Raw genomic sequence first — 23,851 nt, forward strand, 5'->3', positions numbered from 1 at the left:
AAGAGCTGCTAGAATGAATTACTGAGAATACGAAGAATAAAGGAGAGAAGCGGAGTAAAAACTAAAAAAATTAGACAAAGAAAATGGAGAGATGAACTAAATGTTAAAGATCATCAAACATTTAAAACCATTTATTGCTTCCATCATTGCAGTTGTATGTCTTTTAACTGTACAGGCAGTATGCGATTTATCACTGCCAGACTACATGTCTAACATTGTCAATGTAGGGATTCAACAAAAAGGTGTAGAAAATGCAGTACCTGAGGTTATTCGTAAAAGTGAAATGGATAAACTTACGCTCTTTATGAATGAAAATGAGAAGAAAAAAGTTGCTGACAACTATGTGCTTTTAGATAAGAACAACCTCTCTCAAAGTGAACTAAAAAATGACTTAAAAGATTATCCGCAGCTTGATAAAGAGCCACTTTATAAGTTACATACAGAAGATAAAAAAATAATTAACGAACTTAACGATATCTTTGGGAAACCAATGTTAATTACACAAGGAATTGAAAAAGGTGGCTCATCTGCTTTCTCTCCTGCTGCGACAGGTGACAACAACACACCAGCGAAACTTCCGCCAAATTCAGATCCTTTTGCAATCATTGCGAAACTTCCTCAAGATCAAATCAATGCAATGAAAGAAAAGGCAGATGAAAAGTTTAAGAATATGCCAGGCAGCATGGTAACGCAATCAGCCGTTTCATTCATTGAGAATGAGTATAAAAAGATCGGTATCAATATAGATAAGCTTCAATCCAATTTCATCCTTACTTCCGGCGGGAAAATGCTACTTTTATCCTTAGTAAGTATGGCAGCTACCGTTATCGTGAGTTTACTTGCTGCAAAAGTAGCAGCAGGACTCGGCAGAGACCTTAGAAAGAAAGTATTCCGGAAAGTTACAAACTTCTCGAATGCGGAGTTTGATAAGTTTTCCACTGCATCTCTAATCACAAGAAGTACAAATGATATCCAACAAGTTCAAACACTTATGGTTATGATGCTTCGCATTGTATTCTATGCACCAATTTTAGGTATCGGCGGCATTATTAAAGTACTTACTACAGACCTTTCAATGGGATGGATTATCGCAGTTGCGGTAATTGCGATTTTAAGCCTAGTCATTGGTTTATTTAGCATCGCGATTCCTAAGTTTAAGCGTATCCAAAAGTTAGTAGATAAAATTAACTTAATCACTCGTGAATCTTTAACCGGTATGCTCGTTATTCGTGCTTTTAATACTCAAAAACATGAAGAAAAGAAATTTGAAAAAGGAAATCAAGATTTAACAAAAACAAATTTATTTGTAAGCCGTTTAATGTCATTTATGATGCCAATGATGATGTTTATCATGAATGCCGTTACTGTACTTATTATTTGGGTTGGATCAAACCAAGTGGATATGGGACATATGCAAGTTGGAGATTTGATGGCATTTATGCAATATACAATGCAAATCATCATGGCCTTCTTAATGATTTCAATGGTATCTATTATGGTTCCACGTGCTTCAGTTTCCGCACAACGTATCGCAGAAGTTTTAGATACTGACATTACCATTAGTGATGTAAAAGAGCCGAAAACATTTGCTTCAGGCAAGAAAGGTTACGTTGAATTTAAAAATGTTGGCTTTAGATACCCAGGTGCAGAAGAAGATGTGCTTTCCAATATCACCTTTACTGCAAAACCTGGTGAAACGACAGCTTTCATCGGAAGTACAGGTAGTGGTAAATCAACATTAATCAACTTAATTCCACGCTTTTACGATGTCACAAGCGGCCAAATATTAATAGATGGCACGGATATTAGAGAAGTATCTCAGAAGGAATTAAGAGAGAAAATTGGTTATGTACCGCAAAAAGGAGTTCTCTTCTCAGGTACAATCGAGAGTAATTTGAAATATGGTAAAAAAGAAGCAACTGAAGAAGAACTCGAAAAAGCGGCGGAAATCGCGCAAGCTATGGAGTTTATTAACGCGAAACCTGAAAGCTTCCGCACAGAAATATCACAAGGTGGTACGAACGTTTCCGGTGGTCAAAAACAAAGACTTTCTATTGCGCGTGCTCTTACGAAAAAATCGGAAATCTTCATATTCGATGATAGTTTCTCAGCTCTTGACTTTAAGACAGACGCAGCATTGCGCAGAGCTTTAAACAATGAGATTACAGGAAGTACTATTTTACTTATTGCCCAAAGAATCAGTACAATCATGAATGCCGATAAGATTATTGTACTTGACGAAGGAAAAATAATTGGAACTGGTACTCATGAAGAGCTTATGGAAAACTGTGAAGTTTATAAGCAAATTGCTTTATCACAACTTTCAAGAGAGGAGTTGTCATCATGAGTGATAGAAAAATAGAAAATAGAAAACAAAGCGGCCCTGGTCCTGGCGGTGGCGGTCCTATGGGCGGCGGCATGAGAAAGATTGAGAAAGCAAAAAACTTCAAAGGAACGATGAATAAACTCCTTCAATACTTGAAGCCCTATAAATTACCAATCTTAGTCGTTATCCTTTTCGCAATCGGTAGTGCAGCCTTTACAATCGTTGGTCCAAAAATTTTAGGAAACGCGACAACAAAACTTTTCGAAGGACTCGTAAGCAAAGTATCAGGAGCACCCGGTGCGGCCATTGACTTTACCTATATCGGAAACATTGTCATTTTACTCCTTGGATTATATATACTGAGCACTGTATTTGGTATTATCCAGGGGTACATTATTTCTGGAGTAGCTCAAAAAGTATCTTATAACTTCAGAAAAGAAATCGATGAAAAAATTAACCGTATGCCGCTGAAATACTTTGATAAAACAACGCACGGCGAAGTATTATCGAGAATTACAAATGACGTAGATACGGTGAGCCAAACTTTAAACCAAAGTATGTCGCAAATCATCACATCCGTTATTACAATCATCGGTGTACTTATCATGATGTTATCAATCAGCTGGCAAATGACATTAGTGGCGCTTTTAATATTGCCAGTATCGATGATTCTCATCATGGCAGTCGTAAAACGATCACAAAAATACTTCAAATCCCAGCAAGAATATTTAGGACACGTAAACGGTCAGGTCGAAGAAATTTATAGTGGTCACAATATTGTAAAAGCCTTCAACAAAGAAGAAGAAGAAATGAAAAAATTCGAAAAGGTAAATGATACCCTTTACCATTCCGCATGGAAATCTCAATTTTTATCTGGAATGATGATGCCGATTATGACATTTATCGGTAATATCGGTTACGTCGCTGTATCTATTTTAGGTGGGTGGCTTGCGGTAAAGAGAACCATCGCAGTTGGAGACATTTTAGCTTTTGTGCAATATGTTAGAAGCTTTACGCAACCAATCGCTCAAGTAGCACAAATCGCGAACGTACTTCAATCTACTGCAGCTGCTGCAGAAAGAGTCTTCGAATTTTTAGAAGAAGAAGAGGAAGTGCCAGAAGCAGAAAATCCAGTGAAGCTGCAAAAAGTTCAAGGAGAAGTTACCTTCCAAGATGTTCAATTTGGATACAATCCAGATAAGATCATCATCAATAATTTCTCATCTAACATTAAACCTGGACAAAAGGTAGCAATCGTCGGACCAACCGGAGCTGGTAAAACAACGATTGTAAAACTGTTAATGCGTTTCTATGACATAAACAGCGGTGCAATATGTATCGACGGTCACGATATAAAAGACTTCACGCGAGAAGACCTGCGCAACATGTTTGGTATGGTACTTCAAGACACTTGGCTATTTAACGGCTCCATCATGGAAAATATACGTTACGGTAGACTCGATGCTACAGACGAAGAAGTAATTGAAGCAGCGAAAGCAGCTCACGTTCACAACTTCGTAAAAACATTACCAAATAAATATCAAATGGAACTAAACGAAGAAGCAAGCAACGTATCTCAAGGACAAAAACAACTACTAACAATTGCACGTGCCCTTATAGCGGATCCGAAAATATTAATACTCGATGAAGCAACAAGCTCCATTGACACTCGTACAGAAGTACTGATTCAAAAAGCGATGGAAAACCTTATGGAAGGTAGAACAAGCTTCATTATCGCTCATAGATTATCAACAATACGTGATGCAGATTTAATCCTTGTCATGAAAGACGGAGATATTGTAGAACAAGGTAATCATGAAGAGTTATTGAAAGCTGATGGTTTCTATGCTTCGCTTTATAATAGTCAGTTTGAAGGTGCGGATGCTTCTTGAGTTAGGTGAAAGTCCATTTAAATAACTAAACCCACGAAGAAAATGCATTTTCTTCGTGGGTTTTTATCATTTTTAAGGTTCTGTTACAAAGTTTTTAAAAGTAAGCTAGACATTTGCAAAACAGAGTGAGGAGCATGATATTTGCAAGCTTTTCAAGAAGAGAAAAGGCTGAAGAAAAAGGCTAAGCAAAAGAATGAGAAATATAGCGTTCCTAGTAATACAGCTGACTTCATGAATGAGCTATGGAAGTAAAGGAATAAGTAAATGCGAGGATAAATGATTTTTGATTAAATTTATATTTACTGTTTTAGGCGCTGCCGTGATCGGTTTAGCGTCTTGTTTGTTGTTAAGGGATGAAATAGATTTGAAACTTAAAGATTAGATAATAATATTATTACTTTAAAATGCAGAAAGCAGGCTAGTAAACAAGCTATTTTTGTTTTTTAGCATAGAATATGATGAATCCTAAAGTTAAGAGGAGGTAATTATATTTATGGGATGTAATGGTAATTTCAGACGTTTCCGAGATTGTGATAGATTTTGGGATGATTTAATGTTTTGCAGACGCAGACATAGAGATTGTGATAACCGTCGTTGTAGACGTGACCGCGACTGTGATTGTGATGAATGTCGTCGTAGACGTAATCATGATCGTGACTGTGATTGCGATAATCGTCGAGATTGGTAAATTTCTTTCAATGAGTGCGTTTCTTCACAGCACTCGTTTTTTTATTTATGGGTTTTCTGAACTCTTTATTGATAATATATAAAATACGAAGAATGTAGTTGTAATATATGGTTGTACAAAAATCTTCACCGTAAAACAAAGTGGGCTAAAAGTGATCGAGAAGAGTTAAAGAAAGCATTAGAGTATTAATTAATACATTCTTTTGACCAGAGGTGATTTCACCGATGTAAGGAATCTTGTCCAGTTTGACACTCCCACCCCTAAAGGGGCCAGCTGACTAACGTCAGTGGGATTCTTGCTACCAAAGGCCAAAGGCGAAGCCCATTTCTGGTATCGTTGACGTGCAAGATTGCGGTGTGTCATCACCACTCCCACAACAGACCATATAGGTTCGTGGGCTACGGTACTGTTACCATACCGTACAGATTGTAGGTTCTCAAATGTTTTTACGTCTTTTGCATGACTATGAATAAAGTATACCATGTTTTGCTATGTACAAACGATGCTTTCATCCCACGTCTAAAGACGGACTAAAGTCCTGCGTGGGCTTTCCCGTATCGTAAATTCTGTAATGTTTTAGTATTTCTTCTCCTTCTCCTGTTTTATGACTTTCTCCAGAGATAATGATTATTTCTTCTCCATTAATTGTTGCACAACGGATAACCGGTTTAATTAAAGGGAATTATCAAAAAGGGTACTATAAAATAGAACAAGCCAAAGAAATAGATAAGGAGTGAGCAAGCGATGGACAACATGATTAATACGGGTAACTTTGGTTTACAAAGGGGCCCTGCTCAAAAAACGGTTGGCCAGTATTTGTTCGATTGCCTGAAACTGGAGGGCATAACCGAAATTTTTGGTGTCGCAGGGGACTATAATTTTACACTTCTTGATACTTTGGAGTGTTATAACGGCATCCGTTTTATAGAAGGACGAAATGAACTAAACTCGGGCTACGCTGCAGATGGCTATGCAAGAATCAAAGGAATATCGGCTCTTATTACGACCTTCGGGGTCGGGGAGCTCAGCGCCTGCAATGCGATAGCGGGAGCCAACAGCGAGCATGTGCCAATTATACACATTGTGGGTGCGCCTCCTGAGAAGGATCAAAAAGAGCATAAGCTGATGCATCACACCTTAATGGATGGAAATTTTGACGTCTTTCGCAAGGTGTATGAGCAGATTACGGCATATACCGCGGTGCTTACGCCGGAAAATGCCAAGATTGAAATTCAGACTGCAATTCGCATTGCTAAGGAAAAGAAAAAGCCGGTATACCTGGTTGTGGCTAATGATTTAGTGACCAAGCCGATTAAAGTCTGGACAGAGCCAGTACCACCACGTCCAACATCCAACCCGAATACCCTTCAGGCTGCAGTGAATCATGTCCGTCTGCTTTTGGAACGTTCCCACCGACAGTTATCTTGGTGGATGTGAAAACGATGCGATTCGGCCTTCAGATAGCAACTCGGCAGCTAGCCGATGCAATGAATGTACCTGTTGTAACGATGATGTACGGGAAGGGCGGATTCGACGAGAACCATCCAAATTATATCGGAATGTATTTAGGCTCTTTCGGGAGGACTGAAGTCCAAAGTACAGTGGAGAATGCAGATTGTATCAATGCGATTGGTATGGTAGGGGCGGATACAAACACCGCAAGTTTTACCGCAAAGCTGAACCCACTGATAACTGTCAATATTCAACCAGATATAGTTAAAATCGCTGAGGCGGAATATCCGAATGTTCTTGCAGCCGACATGCTACTTGCTGTGCAGAAGTTGAGTTATACAGGAAAAGGTTTGACAAAAAAATTGTCATTCCCTTATGAGCAATTCACAACTATTGCCGACGGACCTCTAATGGCGGACGGCTATTATCCACGTTTTCAGCGCATGCTGAAAGAGGAGGATATTGTAATCGCCGAGACCGGAACGCTTTATTACGGAATGGGAGAGATAAGACTGCCGGGCAATGTAACATATATTGGACAAGGTGGATGGCAGTCCATCGGTTACGCAATCCCTTCGGCGTTTGGTGCTATTATGGCCGCGCCGGAACGCCGAGTATTGGTGTTTACAGGTGACGGTGCCCTGCAGCTAACGGTACAGGAAATCAGTTCTATGCTCTATTACGGCTGCAAGCCTATAATCTTTGTTTTGAACAACGATGGTTATACAATCGAGAGATATTTAAATGTCAAAACAGAGGATCAAAAGTACAACGAAATCCCTCAATGGTCTTACACCAAGCTGGCCGAAGCTTTTGGAGGTAACGCGTTTACCATTACGGTCCGGACCTATGGAGAGCTTGATCAGGCTATAATCCATGCTGAAAAGGAAAGCGCCAAAAGACTCTGTATTATTGAAATGATCGCAGGGAATCGAATGGACGCACCTGAATATATGCGACGGATGCGTAGTTATATGGAGAAGCAGGAAAAGCAGCGCAGTCAGAACTAGTATCCAATTCCCTAGTCCCTAATTGAATACTAATCGAACAGTTTTAATCATACTCTTTTAATAAAACGCAATTAAAGGGGTGTAAAGTGAGTTGACAAAAGTTAAGGTTAGTTTACGGCCCATTGCAAGTAAGTTCAATTTACCTACTGTTTTGAAAACAACTATACTACCAGGTGACTCAATTGAAAGGTTATTTATTGCAACCCAGGTAGGAGAAATCTTTTACATAGGAGACGGAGTTATAAGGAATTTTTTAGATATTCGCCCGCGAATTATCAAATTAGGCACGTTTGAAGAAGGTGTCTCTAGTAGCGGTTATGATGAACGCGGATTGCTAGGACTAGCGTTTCATCCACAATTTTATCAAAACGGTTTATTTTACCTTCATTATTCAGTAGCTGGCACTCAAGGTCCGGGTGCCCTTTCTGAACCTTTTAAACCTAATCCGTGTGATCCGAAAACTTTAAACTTAAAGTGGGTAAATAGAGATACTCAATATGATCATATTGATACGGTTGAGGAATGGATTTTACAATCACATAGTCAACCTCAAAAACGGCGGACATTACTTAACATAAGAAGGCCCTTTTTTAATCATAACGGAGTCAATAGTTTAAACTTTTCACCTGAGAGTGGAAAACTTGTTTTTACAAATGGAGATGGTGGATCGGGTTATGATCCATTTAATTTAAGCCAGGATGATTTAGAAATAGCGGGCAAAATAATTGAAATTGATGTAAGTAAAAATACATTCATAAATAACCCTCCAGTAGTTACACGCTTTAATGAGTTTCCTTTATCTATACAAGAAACACTTACAGTAATTGCGAAAGGAGTTCGGAATATAACAGGTATTTCATTTCAAAGGTTTTATAATCAATATATCAAATATGCTGGAAATGTCGGGCAGGATATTGTAGAGTCTATTTTTTCGTTTGTTCATTATAAACCCATACCGGTTACCGAACTTGTTCAAACGCATTTAATGAGATCCACTCCCAATCAAGATGGATTTATTAATTTTGGTTGGCGAGGATGGGAAGGAGAATTTCCTACTTCTTTTATAAGGCACTGTTCTGAGAATCCTACTTTGGATGAGAGAACAATGGCTTATTATAATGAAACAATAGAAACATCAGTGAGGCGCATACAGCCCCTAATTAGTTATTTTCATAAAGATTCCAGAGCAGATAAGTTTGGAGGAACCTCACTTACAGGAGTACAACCATATATGGGAACTACAATTCCTAGTTTAACTGGTAGTATCGTGTTTACTGATCTTGCTAAGAAAGAAGAATTTCAATCTCCAGTAAAGGGAGTGTTAGCTTTTACTAGAGCAGCTCTAGACGGGAAACGTAATGATTTTCATGTTATTGAAACCACTTATGATTTTGGGACTCAAGCAGCTTATTATGTTAGTTTAGGAACAAACTTAGATCAAACTAGATTATATTTAGGAGTTTATGGTTCTATGAAAGTAACTGAATTTAACAAAGGTACTATTTTTGAAATTGTTCCATGATACGGTATAAACTCTTAGTTTAAAAATATATGGAATTCATACTTTTTCAAACGCACGACTTAGCGCCTCTTAAAAAACCTTCTATGGATAAACATCTATTGTATAGTGATTCCTAACAAGCAGAAAGTAAAACATACCCAATAAGTATTTGAATAAAAATAGAAAGTGGTGAATTAAGTCTCTTTAGGGGGAATTTGATGAATCGCTTTAGAAGCTATTGGTATCAATGGATGATAGAGCAGGATGCGAATTTTGTTCATAAAAGAAAGGTGACGCCTGCAAGTAGGTTAGTCATTACAGCATTACTCGGTTCATTTGCTGCTATTTTTCAATCTGCGGGGAACTTAATCCCTGGAATTGGGTTATTTATTAGTCCTTTCGCGACGCTACCGATTTTTCTAGCTATTTGTTATTCTATTCGTGAGGGAGTACTTTCTTATATTCTTACTATTTTCCTATTATTCATTATTGAGCCAAGTGAACTAATTGTCTTTCCCTTTACTACAGGCTTATTAGGTATAGCGTTAGGAGTATCCTTTTTACAATTCAAGAGGAGGATTTGGGTAATTTCCTTTTCAGCGATATGTCTACTTATAGGAATTATGATCATTCTCGATATCTTCCGTTTTCCTGTACTTGGTCCTACTATTCATACGACTATGGATATAAAAGTTATTACATTAATATTTATACTGAGTTTTTTATACTGCTGGATCTATGCAGAGTTGTGTAGAATAATAATGAATAGAGTATATAAAGTATGGTCTTAGCAATTGCATAAAATCTTTTTGAACAAATACACTTTCTCATATATTTTTAAAAATTGGAGATGTAAGCCATGTATAACATTGAAATTAGAAGGCCGAATTCGAATGATTTAGATGAATTACATTTGTTTTTTCGTCTTGTTATTACTAATACATTTAAAAACGAAGGGTTATCACATCTATTAGATGACATAGAAAATGAAATTAACTCGAAAAAGAAATATTTAAAAAATGATTTTGATAGTAATGGAGAAAGTCGTTACTTTTTATTAGCAATAGATACAAGTAACGATAAAATCATTGGAACGATTGAAATCGGTCCAGCAAGTACATTGATTAATAGTTGTACAGACGGTGTACTTAAGGATTTGTATGAAATAGGAACTGTATTTATACTTCCGGAGTATCAAAGAAAAGGTATAGGGAGTTTACTGCTAAATACAATGTATCTTACATTACTTAGCAGAGGAATAACCGAATGCTGTTTAGATAGTGGATACAAAAAAGCACAAAGTATATGGACAAAAAAGTTTGGAAAACCTAGTTATGTGCTGAAGGATTATTGGGGCGAATCAAACGATCATATGATTTGGAAAAAAGTTTACATGATATACCTATAATATTTGAATTATAAAATGAAATATCTCTCTTAACATAGCTTTTCTTACATACTTATGCTATTATTTATCTTTATAATAAAAGAGGACGTGAATGAACTTGATTAAAATTAATATTCCTGAAGCTGATGTTTCAATTACTGAACGTAACCAAGTTATTAAAGGAGACGAGCCATTAATTACTCCAATTAACGGTTTTATCGATTTCCACTTGTTCCCTAGAGATAAAGGCGGCATTTTTATGTTTTACAATATTAATGACGAACTTCTTTTCGTAGGTAAAGCTCGTAAAATTAGACAACGTATTAAAAAGCATTTTGAAGATAATGTTTCACCAATCAAAAATAATCGTGATGAAGTATACCGTATCGATGCATGTATCGTAGAAGATCCAACTGAAAGAGAAATTTACGAAACATACATCATTAATAAGTACAAAGCGAAATATAACGTTGATAAAGTGTTTTATAAATAAACAACATTAGCGAAATGAAACAATCCTAGTACATACACTAGGATTGTTTTTATTTATATAGCTTTGTAATTTTTGTCCGTAATGATTTTCCTCGCATTTGTTCCTCCTTATAAGGGAATAGATTATTTAATCGGCAGAATTTTTTCGTATTTTAAAGTAATGAGCGGCAATTAAACAAAGTACCCCTATAAATAACATAATAATTCCAAAAGTTTTATGCTTTCCTTCGAAGAAAGGTATGTCTGTAATTACATTTGTCATACATAAGCCTAAGAACACAAGAATTGGTCCAATCCAAAGTAATATGTTGCCTAATTTTGTGTGTTTCTCCATGTAAATCCTCCTTTTTTACATATATATCCATCTTTATTGCAATCCATAACTTCTAAATAAAGGTTAAAGTAAATCCCCAAGAGAAATATATTTTCTTTCATAACAAAAATTAAAGCATCATATATTGGTACAAGCAAATGAGAAAGGAGATCATCATGAATTGGCTAGAAGCTTTTATTTTAGGAATTATTCAAGGGCTGACAGAGTTTTTACCTATAAGCAGTACAGGTCACCTATATTTAGGGCGACATATTTTTCAGTTAGATGAGGCAGGTTTGTTTTTAGATACGATGCTGCATATAGGGACGTTACTTGCGGTGTTTATTTATTATAGAAAAGAATTTATTTATTTAATAAAAAATCCATTTTCAAAGCTTATGCTATTACTTATTGTCGGGACGATACCTGCGGTTGTAATCGGCTTATTATTTAAAGACTTTTTTGAAGATATTTCAAAAACAGGTATAACAATAGGTTGGGAGTTTTTAGTGACGGGTTTATTTCTTTATATGGCCGATAAACAAAAGAACGGTCGTAAAAAAATGAATGATATTACATATAAAGATGCATTCATAATTGGTTCATTTCAAGCAGTAGCTATATTTCCAGCAATTTCCCGTTCTGGAATGACAATTGTCGCTGCATTATGGAGAAAGTTAGACCGCGAAACAGCGGCGTACTTTTCCTTTTTATTATCAACACCAGCTATTGTCGGAGCTATCATCTTGCAATTTGCAGATGTTTTTCAAGGGAAAGCTGAATCTATTTCTAGTACATCACTAATTGTCGGAACATTATCAGCAGCGTTCTTTGGTTACATAGCAGTTTCATGGATGATTCAATATTTAAAACGTCATTCTTTAAAAGTATTCGCGTATTACGTATGGGGATTAGGTATTTTAATTTTAATGTTGCAATTCACACAGGTGTTTTAAATATAATTATCAAGGAATTATTAGTTAAGATCCTTTTCCATTCATACACGACAGGATCTCTTTTCATTAAGGGGGAAAAAATGTTTACTAAGGCTATTGTTATTGGTGGAAGTATCGCAGGAAAACTCGCCGCAAAGGCTTTATCAAATACGTTTGAAGAAGTAATCATTGTAGAAGCTGGTGAAGAATGGGATGGAAATGGTCCGCGAAAAAGAGTTCCGCAAAGTAATCATCCGCATGTGTTATTAAAAGGCGGCGAAGAAGCACTTGAGGAGTTGTTTCCTAACATTACTAATGAATTAATTGAAGCGGGTAGCATCGTAAATAACTTTACTCGCGATTTAAAATGGCATCAGTTCGGCCTATGGAAGCAGCCTTTCAAAGGCGAAATAAATATGATTCAACAAAGTCGTCTTCTGTTAGAATCGCATATTCAAAAACGAATTGAACAAGTTTCAAATGTTACTTCGAAGTATGAAATGTTGGTTGAAGGATTACTAGTAGATAACAAACTTAATAAAGTCTATGGAATAACAGCTAAATGTTTGAAAACAGGAATGAAAGAAGAATTTCATGCAGATCTTGTTGTTGATGCAAGTGGATTTGGTTCGAAAAGTATAGATTGGTTACAAGAATACAATTTCGAAGTACAAGAAGAGAAAGTAAGAATTGATTTGTTTTACGCAACTAGAATGTTTAGGCTCAAAGAAAAAGAGAAATTAGACTGCTGTAATATGCTTATGTCTCCAAGTTTTCCTGAGAATCCTTATGGTGTTCTAATTCAAACGATTGAAGATGATCGTTATTTTGTTACTTTTAGTGGATATGCGAATGAAAAAGCACCGCAAACAGATGATGAATTTTATGATTTTGCTGAAAACCTATCAATCACTAATGTTACAGAGTTTCTAAACAAATCTGAGGCGATTACCGATATAAAAACGTACAAAATTCCATATCAAGTACGCAGGCGATTTGATCTAGTTAATAATTTGCCTGAAGGATTGTTAGTAGTTGGAGATGCGCATTGTCGTTTTGATCCAGTTTTCGGACAAGGTGTTTCAGTTGCAGCTATGGAAGCTCACCAATTGCAACTAATTCTTCAAGGGAGAAAAAGGCTTGATAAAACATTAACTCGAGAGTTTTATAGGAAGACTGCTATGATTATCAAAACACCTTGGGAAATGACCACAACGGAGATAGCACGTCATCCTAAGTTACAGAAAGAATTAACTACGAAACAAAAATTTCAGCAATGGTATACGAAACAAATATATCAACTTTCTGCAAGTGATTCTGATATTTATATTCGATTAGTCAGAGTTATGAACTTAATTCGTAGTCCATTTCATCTTTTTCATCCTAGAGTATTACTTACTGTATTACTCAGACGAAAGAAATAGCAGGAAAATTATCGTTTAAAAAAGAATGTATAACAGTTAGTAAATCAAGAAGGGGTAAACGGGATGGAAATATACATAGAACAATTAAAGAATCAAGACGCTGAAGATTTATTTAATTTTGAACTCACGAACAAATCATTTTTTGAAACAATGGTACCAAGTCGTGGCTCTAATTATTACGTGTATGAATACTTTCAAAAGCAACTTGACGAACTATTAAAAGAACAAACTGAGGGGATTTCTTATTTTCATCTCATACGTAATACAGAAAAAGAAATTGTAGGACGTATCAATTTAGTTGATGTAGATAAGGAAAAACGAATTGGGTCGTTAGGCTACCGAGTTGGAGAGAAGTTTACTAAAAAAGGAGTTGCAGCATCATCTGTAAAATTGATTTTGGCTCAAGCAAGAGTCTATGAAATTAATGAAATACATGCTATGACAACAACAAATAACATAGCTTCACAAATTGTATTAGAAAAGAACGGATTTTCTCGTGAAAAGCAAGCGGAGACAACTACTGTAGATTTAAACGGAGAAAACGTAAATTTCGTACATTATATTTGGAGGACTACTAAGGGTTAAAAATAATAGGGAGGGACATGTACATGAAGGATTTACGTTATCCAATAGGTCAATTTACTTACGTAGGAACTATTACAGAAGAAATAATTGATAAATGGATTCAAGAAATAGAGGATTTACCTAATGAACTAGCAAGAGCGATAAAAGATTTAGATCAGAAGCAGTTAGATACACCGTATCGCGTCGGTGGATGGACTGTTCGCCAAGTTGTTCATCATGTTGTTGATAGTCATATGAATAGCTACATACGCTTTAAATTAGCACTGACAGAAAAGAATCCAACTATTAAACCGTACAAAGAAGAAAAATGGGCAGAGCTACCTGACTCGAAATTACCAGTAGATGTTTCACTTGTAATGCTAGATTCATTACATAAAAGATGGATTAACTTATTATATTCTTTAGAACCGGCAGATTTAGAAAAGACATTTAATCATCCTGAATCAGGAGAAACAAAACTTGCTGCTGCAATTGGACTATATGCATGGCACGGTCGTCATCATACAGCTCATATTACTTCTTTAAGAGAGCGTTTAAATTGGTAACATTAGAGAAGGCGACAGAAATTGATGCAGCAGTTTTATTTCAAATGCAAATAGACTCATTTAGTCCTTTATTAAATAAATATAAAGACTATGAAACAAATCCAGCAAATGAATCTATTGAAAAAACTATTTTAAGAATAAATAATCCGAGCAACAACTTTTATAAGATGATAATAGATTCGAACCTTGTTGGAGCGATATGTATATCCCAAAAAGAAAGACCTTATAAATTTTGGATCAGTCCAATGTTCATTCATCCAATCTATCAAGGGAAAGGAATCGCTAAGAAGGTACTTATTTTAATTGAAGAGATGTTTCCAGAAGCACGGAGTTTTGAACTTGCTACGATTTTAGAAGAAGAAAGAAATTGTTTTCTATACGAAAAAATGGGGTATAAAAGAACAGAAGTAATAAAGAAATTAAATGATAAAACTACACTTATTTATTACAAAAAAGAAAGGTAAAGCATTTGAAATACGCTTTACCTTTTTATGTTATTTTAGATTAAATATACAAAAACAACGCATATTCTTCCAAAATACTCGGGTTAGTAATCTCGATAATGAATAAATATGCGGAAAGGCGTTATTTCGTCGTATATGTTACTAACGCTTTTTGAATGCTTAAAATACTATCGTCACCTTTAAATTCTTTCGTAATTGGATCATCCATACTAGATACCCAAATTTTAAGCTCTGCATCTAAATCAAAATGCCCAGCTGTTTCAATGCTAAATTGTGTAATGCTTTTATAAGGAATAGAATGATACTCTGTTTTTTTACCTGATATTCCTTGTTTATCTACTAAAATAAGACGACGATTTGTAAATACGATTAAATCACGAATTAATTTATAAGCATGCTCAACTTTCTCATCGTCTAGCATAATCTTTTCTAAATCACGTTCAACGCTTTCTGTACTCGCACTTGATGCATTTCCTAAAATACCACTAAATAAACCCATATGAAATTCCTCCTTTATAATATGTGGAATGAGTTTCTTATATTGTACCATGCGAATGGCTAATAGATTATGACATTGCTTCAATAGTTTTTTGTTATTATTGCAACCAATTTATATAACCTCATCCTAAAATCTTGTGCTAACATATAATTAAGAAAACAGAAGTAGAGGGATATAGCATGAAAAATATCGGTTTAGTATTAGAAGGCGGCGGAATGAAAGGATTATATACTGCAGGAGTACTCGAATATTTTATGGAAAGGGACTTATTCTTTCCGTATGTAGTCGGTGTATCCGCCGGAGCGTGTATGGGAGCAACATATTTGTCACGTCAAAAAGGAAGAAATAAAAAAGTGAATACAGAGCTAGTAGCAGATCACAGGTATATATCTTATCGAAACTTAATTCAAAAACGTGAATTATTTGGAATGGATTTTTTATTTGATGAAGTACCAAACAAAATTGTACCGTTTGATTTTCAAACATTCCTAAATTCAAATGAACAGTTTGTAATCGGAACGACTGATTGTGAATCAGGACAGGCAGTTTATTATAATAAAACAGAACATGGAAATGATATTTTAAAAATTATTCGTGCATCAAGCTCTGTGCCGTTTATAGCACCTGCTGTAGAATATGATAATCGAAAATTGTTAGATGGAGGGATTATAGATCCTATTCCAGTTTTTAAAGCGCAAAATGATGGTTATTTAAAAAACGTTGTTATAATGACAAAGCCAGAAGGATACGAGAAGCAGCGTAATAAATTTTCTGGACTAGCTAAAATTTTATATAGAAGATATCCAAAAATCGCAGAGCATTTAGTAGAACATTATCGTTTTTATAATGAAACTGTATCTTATATGAATCACAACGAACAAAAAGATAATTTTTATGTAATTCAGCCAAGCGCACAGCTTCCTATAAGCGGAATAGAAAGAAATAAAGAGAAACTTGTTAACCTATATAATCTCGGCTATACAGATGCTCAATATCATTATGAAAAATTATTAAATTGGATAGAGAAATAAAGGGGTGGAAAGTTGCTATTAGGTAAAAAGGTTATTTTTAATGAATTGCAGAAAATGCATAGTCCGCTGCTTAAACCGTTTCCGAATTGTGACCTTCGAAAAATACGAAAAGATTTTAATAATATGTTTACAGAAGATGATTGCATAAGCGCTGATTTAAATTATTATTGGATGCATACAGCAGGTACTTTAAGTTACATACTTAATAACAACGAAAAGGAGATTGTGTTTGATCAAATAAAGTGGCTAAAGAAATCGTTTTTTGAATGGTTTCCGCAATATCGTTTTATAGAAACAGAAATTGTGAAGTATCCCATTTTGTATAGAGATTTCATGAATTATGAGAAGGCCCGGAAACTATTACTGTATTATCTTACTGAATAAAAATAAAAACGTACAAGTTATGCTGCTTGTGCGTTTTTTTGTTCATAAAAAATACAATTTTAATACCTTGTTTATATAGGGATTCTAATACGAAGAAAGAAGTACATATAGAATGATGTAAAGGAGGGAGAGGCGTTTAGATACCGTTTTCCTTTAATCCATTATCCAATTCGAATATAGTTAGTTATTTATGATAAAATATTTCGAGTGAAATCAAGTACTTATTATATCCAGTATTAAATAAGTTAAGCCAGGAGGAACAATAGTAACATGGAAAACGTGTCAAATATAGATAAATTGGAATCAATAAAATCTTTACAATCGACAATTCGTAAACTTGAAAATGCTTTTTCACAGATGACTCAAAAGGGAGCAAATACTACCTTAGTGAAAAAAAGGCTTAAAGCCGTTTGTATAGGGCTAGCAGTGTTAGAGAACGTGTGGAATCAAGAAAGTCATCGGTATAGCCAAGAAGAGTTAGCAGAAGCTCGTAATATCCTTGCTGGTTTGCTTCCATCAATTGAGAGAGCCTATGATAAGTCTAAGGCTGGTAGTCCTCAAAGAACACTTTTAGAAAGAAGAATAAAAGCGTTGGAACTTTCTATTCAGGCAATTGATAAACCTTCTAAATAAATAACTCATCTAAATACATAACATACTAATCCTAAATTTTATAAAAGCAATCTAGTGAAAAGAAAGAAATACAAAGGAGGCAGATGGGTGACTTCAATAATTAGTCCTAAGTTAGAGGAGCTTAATAATCAATTAAAAAAAGGAAACGAGAAAGCAATTTATACTTTTTTGCATGAAATAAAGTCAAATAATACGCCACTAATAGAACAATGTCCTGTAGAAAATCAGTATAAGCTTATAACGTATATATGGTTAGGGGATCAAAAAACTGAAAACGTTTATGTATTCGGTAGTTTTCCTGGTTGGGATCTGTCTGTAAATCAACTACAACGGTTGTTACAGACAGATATTTGGTATGTAACGTTTAGGACGGATGAGAGTTTTATTTCAACGTACTATTTTTCAGTAAACGATTTTTTCGAAAATGATTGGATAAAGCGCAGTGAAAAGTACCAACTAGATCGATTTAATAAAAATACATTTGGAGAAGATGCCAATAAAGCGTCTGTGTTAAACATAGGAATGGAAGTACAGTATAGCAGTCGTTTTCCTTCAGATCATTATCCATCTGGAAAAATTGAAACATATTCTTTTCATAGTACGATTTTAAATGACACACGTAAAATTTATATTTATACGCCTCATGACTATTCTCACACTTCACATCTTCAAGAACTTCTCATTGTGTTTGATGGGAATTCATTCATTAATAACCTTTCAATCGCAAGAACACTCAATTATTTAATATACGAAAAAGAAATCCCATCTTGTATTGCTGTTGCAATAGAACCCGTTGATCGACTAGAAGAGCTAACTTATAACGATAAAATGAATACATTTTTAACGGAGGAACTACTTCCATGGATTCAAGCTAGGTATCACGTATATCAAGAAAAGAATCATACAACAATTGCTGGTTTCAGTCTTGGTGGCTTAGCAGCTTTTTATGCAGCGCTTCAAAATCCACATGTTTTCGGAAACGTGTTGTCAATGTCTGGATCCGTGCATTGGAAAAAGGATGGTTATGAAAATCAAATTCCTTGGATTGAAAATCAAATTTCATCTATAGATTCTAATACGAGTCAACCTCATTTTTACATAGCAGCAGGAGAACTTGAAAACAAACCTCTTTAAACGGCTAATAGACGCCTGTATAAAACTTTAAAAGAAAAAGGATACCAAATTACTTATGAAGAGTTTCAAGGCGGTCATGACGGTGTTTGGTGGCGAGAAAAGTTATTTGATGGGTTGAAAGCATTAAAATATACAAAAACCACACTATAAAATAAAAAGGAGAGAGAATCTATGAATCAAGATGAGCTAGATAAAAAACTTAAAAAACAAGAAATTTTAGTTAAAGATGAAAAAGTTTGGTCGTTCACGTATGAAGATCATATTAGCTCTATCGTTAAACAGGCAGAAAAGACAGGAGCGTTTAATGATTTACCTGGGAAAGGGAAACCTCTTAATCTTGATAAAGATCTTTCGTATAATCCTGACAAGCAACTTTATAGAACTTTGAAAAATAATCATGTTTTGCCTAGGTGGATTGAACTTTCAAAGGAAATAGATCATCTAAAAGAAAATTTAAAAGAACTAACGGATAATGTAGAAGCAGCTATGTTAATTACAACTATTAATAAAAAGGTCTCAGAACATAATTTACTTTGTCCGCCAAGTGCGCAAAAAATGAGGGTTAAAACGGATATTTAACGATTTTCAATGAAGTTATCTGTTGCTATATAATTAAGTAGGGCATTTTCAATTCATTATTAAGGGGAGGCAAATGTAATGAAGAATACGTATCAACTTCAAATTCCGAAAGAACTAGAGCAGTATCGTAGTATTTTAGAAGAAAGTGTGAAACCGTATATTAAAGTGTCTGGAACGCAAGCAGAAACAACTCTTTTTGAAAGTAAGTTTGGTGGCTATCCGTATGTACCTATAAATCAAGAGCATCCTAAAGATTCAAATGGACAACCTATGATGTTACTTGCGCAGCTAAACTTTGAAGAAATGCCGCATGTTGAATATATGCCTAAAAAGGGTATGCTACAGTTTTTCGTAAGTGCTGAAGATGAGCTTTACGGAGCAGATTTTGATCATCCAACAATCCAAAAAGACTTTCGAATTATTTATCATTCTACAATTATAGAAGATTTAAATAAGGTTATTACTGATTTTAGTTATTTAAACACTTCAGAATTAGAGGACTTTATCATACCTGAAGCAGCGAAATTAAAGTTTGAATTGGGTTATCAGCCCGTAACATCAAGGGATTATCGATTTGAAAAGATGTTTAGTGAGGAAATTGATTGGGAAGAAATTGTTGATGAAGAAAATAATACAGAATTAGGCGAACTGTATGATGATTTATGTAAAGATCAAGGGCATAAAATTGGTGGTTATCCATTTTTCACACAGACAGATCCAAGGGAATGGGAAGAAAAATACCAGCAACATGATATATTATTGCTGCAAATCGATACAGATGATTCATTAAATATTATGTGGGGAGATTCTGGTGTTGCTAATTTCTTTATAAAGAAAGACGATTTATTAAATCTAGATTTTTCCAATGTTATTTACAATTGGGATTGTTACTAAAAATAGATAAATGGATTACTAGCTAGCAAAAGAAATCTTCCTGAAGGTGAGGAGGATTTTTTTACGTTAAAAATAAACGTTATGTTAACTAGAATGAAGAATACAATGAAAGTCAAGCGTAAATAAAAGAAATAACAACAAAAATATAAAATAATAAAACATATGTAATTAGCAATAAATCTATAAAGCAAAACATAAAATGAAATTTATCATTTGTATAGAAAAATTTATTTCGCATAAAAAAATTCCGTGCTAATCAAAATTATTTTTGATTCGTTAAACGATAATTAATCGATTAAGATTTGCTGTGATTAATTTATAGCAAAATAAACGATAAAAACTGTAGAAATTCATTTAGATAAGATTTTATGTGAATCTCATTAAAAATCCCCGTTTCGTCTCACTAAGTATAGTTTACTTGGTTTTTGATACAGATAAACACTTACTCTATATAACTTCGTATAATATATATTATGTTAACTAGTAAAAAGTAATAAACCTATTATATATTAGTTATGGTTGTTAGCCTCCCCTTTTTAATTTGGTTCATAATGTGTTGTAGATTGTGTGGTTATTTGTTTTTTAAGTTATTTATGTTGTGTTATTGATAAGAATGTTTCCGTGTATAATTTATATTTTAGTTAATAAAAAACGCAATTCGTTTAAAGTGAACGAATTGCGTTGATATGATTAAGAATAAGTTTTTAAAATTAGTTTGCTACAGCAATTGCTTCGATTTCAATTAATAAGTTATCGTTAATTAACTTTCTAACTTCTACAGCTGAACTTGCTGGTGGATTCTTAGTATCAATGTATTGATCTCGAACACCTCTAACAATGGCCATTTGAGAAATATCTGTTAAGAAAAATGTTAATTTTACTACATCATTAAAATTTAATTCTGAAGCTTCTAATGCTACTTTAATATTTTCAAATACTTGGCGCGTTTGCGTACCTAAATCTCCATGCCCAACTATATGACCATCAACATTAATCGCTACTTGTCCTGATATGTAAATTGTCCGTGTAGCGTTACTAACCTCAACAATATGTGAGTATCCAAAAGTTGCTGGCATAGTTTCCGGGTTGATAAATTTCTTTTGCAAGGTGCATCTCCCCTATTTATATCGTATTTTCTTCATGTTTGATTTTAGATGAATATCTATTTTACAAATGATTTTTCACATATCCTTCTGCTACATATGTGGAGTTATGATACCACCAAATAAAAAATTCTTCGTAAGTTATTTCTTTTGCGTATCTGCTGCTTGCAAAGTATTCTTTTAAAGGTTTCTCATTTTCTTTACATAATAAGATCAAATCTTTACTGATTGTGTTCGCGATTTCGTTAAGTATAGATAAATCTACGGCTGTAAACACTGGGATAACAGGTTGTGAATTTTTATATAAGCCTAATTTTTCGTATAATACATTTGAATTTAAGTCTACTTGTCTATCTACTGCTACAAAATTTTTAACTAATTGTTTTTTGTATAATTAATATCAGTAATAGCATCGTGAAAATATTCTTCAAACGTTTCTTTATTCGCAGTTATTAAATTCAAAGTTGTATATCGAGTGTTTCCATAAAGACCAATTTGATATTCCCCTAAATCCAAATACGTATTACCATACATTCCAAAGGACTCTTTGTCTGTTTGTTCTTGTTCTATAATCGCATAATAATATCTTTTATTGTTTCTCAAAGGCCGTTCTGTTTCTAAATAGTTTTCCTCAATGTTAATTATTTGTCCAAAATCTAATAACACACCACTATATAGTAAAAGACTATACGATTCTTTAGGTAAATGATTAAATGTCTCGATTCTTTTAGACATAGCATCAATTTGATTAGAATGCTTTTCAATTATGTTAAGTGCAGTTTTAATTAGAGGCTCACATAGGTTATACAGTTTTTCTCCTTCATTAGCTGTTATAACCATACATGTTGGATAGTAACTCCCTTCTGTCTCATTCAATAAACCTCCTAGTTCTAATGCGTGCATTTGTTTTTCGAATTCCTCGTTAGTCCAATTTAGCTTCGTTTTTATAGTATTTGATTCTATGCCCAGATGGAGCATTACAAGTAAATATTGAAGGTTTGTTCCGCTTATTTTTAAAGTTGGATAATTGTCAACTTATGAAATCATTTTTGTCTCATAAGTTGTTTTAAGTATTTTCTCCGGAGTATAATTAGCAAGCATTTTAAAATACCTTCTTTTTTAGTAATTTAATTGTAAAACCTATGTATTTACTATGTTCTATAAATAAAAATTAGTATCCTTTAATGATTTCAAATAAAAAACCTTAGTATAGCTATGTTGATACCTATACTAAGGTTATCTAGAATTCTATATTTAATTATTGCTATTTAATAGTTTCCATTTAGACTTCTTTTTTCTTTCTTCTAGCATTTATAGATTCTCCTTCCTGTGGATAATTAGTTACCTATCTGCTTCTATAACATATAAAGAAACATGCGGTCTTTGTTGTTTATAAGAAAGAATGTACTTAAACAAAACAATTCACAAATACATAATATTAGTTTTAGCTGCTGCTAAATGAATTCTATTTTTTATATATAAATAATAAATTTGAAGAATTTATGAAATGTACTGCATTTAAGATGAAAGGTAAAATGATTTCGTTTAAACTACAATTAGCTACAATAACAACATACGTATATTGTTAAACGTAAAAAGGAGAACTAATGAAAAAGAAATATATGAATCAAATTCCGACTGATGTAAGTTTTAATCCGAAAGATATTATCGGTTTAATGACTGATTACTTTAAAATGAAAACAAAGCTACGTCCTGTAAAGAATTTACCTATTGTTTTATCGAATAAAAATAATGAATCTTTAGAGAGTGTGACATGGTTTGGGCACTCTGCTTCTCTTTTGAAAATAGAAGGTAAAAAATTGTTATTAGACCCTATGTTTGGAGATGCCTCTTCCCCATTTCCTGTGTTTAATAGTAAGCGGTATAGTGGTGCTTTTTCTTTAGAACATGATGAACTTCAAGAAATTGATGCGATTATCATTTCTCATAATCACTATGATCATTTAAATTACAAAAGTATTATGCGGTTAAAAGATTATGCGAAGCATTTTTATGTCCCGATTGGAGTTGCGCGTTATCTTATTAAATGGGGTGTTTCACCTAATAAAATTAGTGAACATAATTGGTGGGATGAAATTACGTTTGATAATATTAAGTTAGTTTGCGCTCCTGCAAGGCATTTCTCTGGACGAAGTATGACAGATAAAGATCGTTCTTTATGGTGTTCATGGCTTATTCTTGGTCAAGAAACTAAAGTCTTCTTTAGCGGTGATAGCGGTTATGCGCCTCACTTTAAGGAAATTGGTGAGAAATATGGTCCATTCGATCTTACTTTAATGGAATGCGGGCAGTACGATACGAGATGGTCTGCTATTCATATGTTGCCAGAAGAAACAGTACAAGCTCATATTGACGTTAAAGGAGAATTGCTTGTTCCTATTCATTGGGGTGCTTTTACGTTAGCATTACATGAATGGAGTGATCCAATTGAACGTGTTACGAAAGAAGCAAATCGTTTAGGGGTTAATATTGCAACGCCACAAATCGGTGAAGCTATTACGTTACAATCTAAAGATTATCCTACGGCTGCTTGGTGGCGAGAAGTGTAAGTATAATAAA

General features: G+C 34.1%; 20 protein-coding genes and 4 pseudogenes. 20 read left to right on the plus strand and 4 right to left on the minus strand.

What is annotated here, in order from left to right:
* Window positions 1–100 precede the first annotated feature (100 nt).
* The 8 genes and pseudogenes from JFT95_RS10870 (at window position 101) to JFT95_RS10905 (ending at window position 10,749) form a co-directional block, all read left to right on the plus strand.
* Window positions 101–2,347 (plus strand): ABC transporter ATP-binding protein, encoded by a 2,247-nt coding sequence (locus JFT95_RS10870; RefSeq protein ID WP_201052216.1) that lies wholly within the window; start codon window positions 101–103, stop codon window positions 2,345–2,347.
* Entirely contained in the window at window positions 2,344–4,218 is a 1,875-nt protein-coding gene (locus JFT95_RS10875) for an ABC transporter ATP-binding protein (RefSeq protein ID WP_201052217.1), read from the plus strand. The genes JFT95_RS10870 and JFT95_RS10875 overlap by 4 nt, the downstream gene beginning before the upstream one ends.
* A 493-nt stretch (window positions 4,219–4,711) precedes the next feature.
* On the plus strand, window positions 4,712–4,906 hold the full coding sequence (locus JFT95_RS10880) for a hypothetical protein (protein ID WP_002099904.1): 195 nt from the start codon (window positions 4,712–4,714) through the stop codon (window positions 4,904–4,906).
* Between the two features lie 744 nt (window positions 4,907–5,650).
* Window positions 5,651–7,368: pseudogene (locus JFT95_RS10885) on the plus strand (alpha-keto acid decarboxylase family protein).
* Between the two features lie 91 nt (window positions 7,369–7,459).
* Window positions 7,460–8,890 (plus strand): PQQ-dependent sugar dehydrogenase, encoded by a 1,431-nt coding sequence (locus JFT95_RS10890; RefSeq protein ID WP_078422421.1) that lies wholly within the window; start codon window positions 7,460–7,462, stop codon window positions 8,888–8,890.
* A gap of 197 nt (window positions 8,891–9,087) precedes the next feature.
* Window positions 9,088–9,660, plus strand: a complete 573-nt coding sequence (locus tag JFT95_RS10895; protein ID WP_002013264.1) for a YybS family protein — start codon at window positions 9,088–9,090, stop codon at window positions 9,658–9,660.
* A gap of 68 nt (window positions 9,661–9,728) precedes the next feature.
* Window positions 9,729–10,291: pseudogene (locus JFT95_RS10900) on the plus strand (GNAT family N-acetyltransferase).
* Between the two features lie 77 nt (window positions 10,292–10,368).
* A complete protein-coding gene (locus tag JFT95_RS10905) occupies window positions 10,369–10,749 on the plus strand; it encodes a nucleotide excision repair endonuclease (RefSeq protein WP_002013261.1) in 381 nt (126 codons plus the stop codon).
* A gap of 126 nt (window positions 10,750–10,875) precedes the next feature.
* Here the strand turns inward: JFT95_RS10905 and JFT95_RS10910 are convergent, their stop codons facing one another.
* Window positions 10,876–11,082: a hypothetical protein gene (locus JFT95_RS10910; protein ID WP_002127593.1), complete on the minus strand. Its 207-nt coding sequence runs from the start codon at window positions 11,080–11,082 to the stop codon at window positions 10,876–10,878.
* 155 nt (window positions 11,083–11,237) lie between these two features.
* Here JFT95_RS10910 and JFT95_RS10915 point away from each other — a divergent pair, with 155 nt between their 5' ends.
* The 5 genes from JFT95_RS10915 (at window position 11,238) to JFT95_RS10935 (ending at window position 15,014) form a co-directional block, all read left to right on the plus strand.
* Window positions 11,238–12,017 carry an undecaprenyl-diphosphate phosphatase gene (locus JFT95_RS10915; RefSeq protein WP_002013258.1) on the plus strand — a complete coding sequence of 260 codons (780 nt, stop codon included), beginning with the start codon at window positions 11,238–11,240 and terminating at the stop codon, window positions 12,015–12,017.
* Window positions 12,018–12,097: 80 nt separating this feature from the next.
* Window positions 12,098–13,420 (plus strand): FAD-dependent oxidoreductase, encoded by a 1,323-nt coding sequence (locus JFT95_RS10920; RefSeq protein ID WP_002013257.1) that lies wholly within the window; start codon window positions 12,098–12,100, stop codon window positions 13,418–13,420.
* A 63-nt stretch (window positions 13,421–13,483) separates the two neighbouring features.
* A complete protein-coding gene (locus JFT95_RS10925) occupies window positions 13,484–14,005 on the plus strand; it encodes a GNAT family N-acetyltransferase (protein WP_050000463.1) in 522 nt (173 codons plus the stop codon).
* A gap of 23 nt (window positions 14,006–14,028) precedes the next feature.
* On the plus strand, window positions 14,029–14,550 hold the full coding sequence (locus JFT95_RS10930; protein WP_002013255.1) for a YfiT family bacillithiol transferase: 522 nt from the start codon (window positions 14,029–14,031) through the stop codon (window positions 14,548–14,550).
* Window positions 14,490–15,014, plus strand: a complete 525-nt coding sequence (locus JFT95_RS10935) for a GNAT family N-acetyltransferase (RefSeq protein ID WP_002085328.1) — start codon at window positions 14,490–14,492, stop codon at window positions 15,012–15,014. Before JFT95_RS10930 ends, JFT95_RS10935 begins: the two co-directional genes overlap by 61 nt.
* A 121-nt stretch (window positions 15,015–15,135) precedes the next feature.
* Here JFT95_RS10935 and JFT95_RS10940 read toward each other — a convergent pair whose 3' ends face one another.
* Window positions 15,136–15,513 (minus strand): PH domain-containing protein, encoded by a 378-nt coding sequence (locus JFT95_RS10940; protein ID WP_002065713.1) that lies wholly within the window; start codon window positions 15,511–15,513, stop codon window positions 15,136–15,138.
* Between the two features lie 179 nt (window positions 15,514–15,692).
* On the opposite strand from JFT95_RS10940, the gene JFT95_RS10945 reads away from it, so the two are divergent.
* The 6 genes and pseudogenes from JFT95_RS10945 (at window position 15,693) to JFT95_RS10970 (ending at window position 20,168) form a co-directional block, all read left to right on the plus strand.
* Window positions 15,693–16,544: a patatin-like phospholipase family protein gene (locus tag JFT95_RS10945; RefSeq protein WP_002013252.1), complete on the plus strand. Its 852-nt coding sequence runs from the start codon at window positions 15,693–15,695 to the stop codon at window positions 16,542–16,544.
* Window positions 16,545–16,556: 12 nt separating this feature from the next.
* Window positions 16,557–16,928 (plus strand): YxiJ-like family protein, encoded by a 372-nt coding sequence (locus tag JFT95_RS10950; protein WP_002127599.1) that lies wholly within the window; start codon window positions 16,557–16,559, stop codon window positions 16,926–16,928.
* Between the two features lie 270 nt (window positions 16,929–17,198).
* Window positions 17,199–17,561 carry a hypothetical protein gene (locus tag JFT95_RS10955; protein ID WP_002127600.1) on the plus strand — a complete coding sequence of 121 codons (363 nt, stop codon included), beginning with the start codon at window positions 17,199–17,201 and terminating at the stop codon, window positions 17,559–17,561.
* Window positions 17,562–17,648: 87 nt separating this feature from the next.
* Window positions 17,649–18,845: pseudogene (locus tag JFT95_RS10960) on the plus strand (alpha/beta hydrolase-fold protein).
* 21 nt (window positions 18,846–18,866) lie between these two features.
* The gene (locus tag JFT95_RS10965) at window positions 18,867–19,274 is read left to right on the plus strand and encodes a DnaJ family domain-containing protein (RefSeq protein ID WP_002136558.1); all 408 of its coding nucleotides are present in this window, start codon (window positions 18,867–18,869) and stop codon (window positions 19,272–19,274) included.
* Between the two features lie 78 nt (window positions 19,275–19,352).
* Window positions 19,353–20,168, plus strand: a complete 816-nt coding sequence (locus tag JFT95_RS10970) for a YwqG family protein (RefSeq protein WP_201052219.1) — start codon at window positions 19,353–19,355, stop codon at window positions 20,166–20,168.
* Between the two features lie 710 nt (window positions 20,169–20,878).
* Here JFT95_RS10970 and JFT95_RS10975 read toward each other — a convergent pair.
* Window positions 20,879–21,274, minus strand: a complete 396-nt coding sequence (locus JFT95_RS10975; RefSeq protein WP_002127604.1) for a RidA family protein — start codon at window positions 21,272–21,274, stop codon at window positions 20,879–20,881.
* 61 nt (window positions 21,275–21,335) lie between these two features.
* Window positions 21,336–22,249 (minus strand): annotated as a pseudogene (locus JFT95_RS10980) (hypothetical protein).
* A 629-nt stretch (window positions 22,250–22,878) separates the two neighbouring features.
* On the opposite strand from JFT95_RS10980, the gene JFT95_RS10985 reads away from it, so the two are divergent.
* Window positions 22,879–23,841, plus strand: a complete 963-nt coding sequence (locus JFT95_RS10985; RefSeq protein WP_002127606.1) for an MBL fold metallo-hydrolase — start codon at window positions 22,879–22,881, stop codon at window positions 23,839–23,841.
* Window positions 23,842–23,851 lie beyond the last annotated feature (10 nt).

The sequence above is a fragment of the Bacillus sp. TH17 genome (assembly GCF_016651125.1).
GTDB lineage: Bacteria > Bacillota > Bacilli > Bacillales > Bacillaceae_G > Bacillus_A > Bacillus_A mycoides.

Excerpts from the sequence above, each read along its gene's own strand:
- JFT95_RS10870 (WP_201052216.1), top strand. The coding sequence starts at position 101 with ATGTTAAAGATCATCAAACATTTAAAACCATTTATTGCTTCCATCATT.
- JFT95_RS10875 (WP_201052217.1), top strand. The coding sequence starts at position 2,344 with ATGAGTGATAGAAAAATAGAAAATAGAAAACAAAGCGGCCCTGGTCCT.
- JFT95_RS10880 (WP_002099904.1), top strand. The coding sequence starts at position 4,712 with ATGGGATGTAATGGTAATTTCAGACGTTTCCGAGATTGTGATAGATTT.
- JFT95_RS10895 (WP_002013264.1), top strand. The coding sequence starts at position 9,088 with ATGAATCGCTTTAGAAGCTATTGGTATCAATGGATGATAGAGCAGGAT.
- JFT95_RS10905 (WP_002013261.1), top strand. The coding sequence starts at position 10,369 with ATGAACTTGATTAAAATTAATATTCCTGAAGCTGATGTTTCAATTACT.
- JFT95_RS10910 (WP_002127593.1), bottom strand. The coding sequence starts at position 11,082 with ATGGAGAAACACACAAAATTAGGCAACATATTACTTTGGATTGGACCA.
- JFT95_RS10915 (WP_002013258.1), top strand. The coding sequence starts at position 11,238 with ATGAATTGGCTAGAAGCTTTTATTTTAGGAATTATTCAAGGGCTGACA.
- JFT95_RS10920 (WP_002013257.1), top strand. The coding sequence starts at position 12,098 with ATGTTTACTAAGGCTATTGTTATTGGTGGAAGTATCGCAGGAAAACTC.
- JFT95_RS10925 (WP_050000463.1), top strand. The coding sequence starts at position 13,484 with ATGGAAATATACATAGAACAATTAAAGAATCAAGACGCTGAAGATTTA.
- JFT95_RS10930 (WP_002013255.1), top strand. The coding sequence starts at position 14,029 with ATGAAGGATTTACGTTATCCAATAGGTCAATTTACTTACGTAGGAACT.
- JFT95_RS10935 (WP_002085328.1), top strand. The coding sequence starts at position 14,490 with ATGGCACGGTCGTCATCATACAGCTCATATTACTTCTTTAAGAGAGCG.
- JFT95_RS10940 (WP_002065713.1), bottom strand. The coding sequence starts at position 15,513 with ATGGGTTTATTTAGTGGTATTTTAGGAAATGCATCAAGTGCGAGTACA.
- JFT95_RS10945 (WP_002013252.1), top strand. The coding sequence starts at position 15,693 with ATGAAAAATATCGGTTTAGTATTAGAAGGCGGCGGAATGAAAGGATTA.
- JFT95_RS10955 (WP_002127600.1), top strand. The coding sequence starts at position 17,199 with ATGGAAAACGTGTCAAATATAGATAAATTGGAATCAATAAAATCTTTA.
- JFT95_RS10965 (WP_002136558.1), top strand. The coding sequence starts at position 18,867 with ATGAATCAAGATGAGCTAGATAAAAAACTTAAAAAACAAGAAATTTTA.
- JFT95_RS10970 (WP_201052219.1), top strand. The coding sequence starts at position 19,353 with ATGAAGAATACGTATCAACTTCAAATTCCGAAAGAACTAGAGCAGTAT.
- JFT95_RS10985 (WP_002127606.1), top strand. The coding sequence starts at position 22,879 with ATGAAAAAGAAATATATGAATCAAATTCCGACTGATGTAAGTTTTAAT.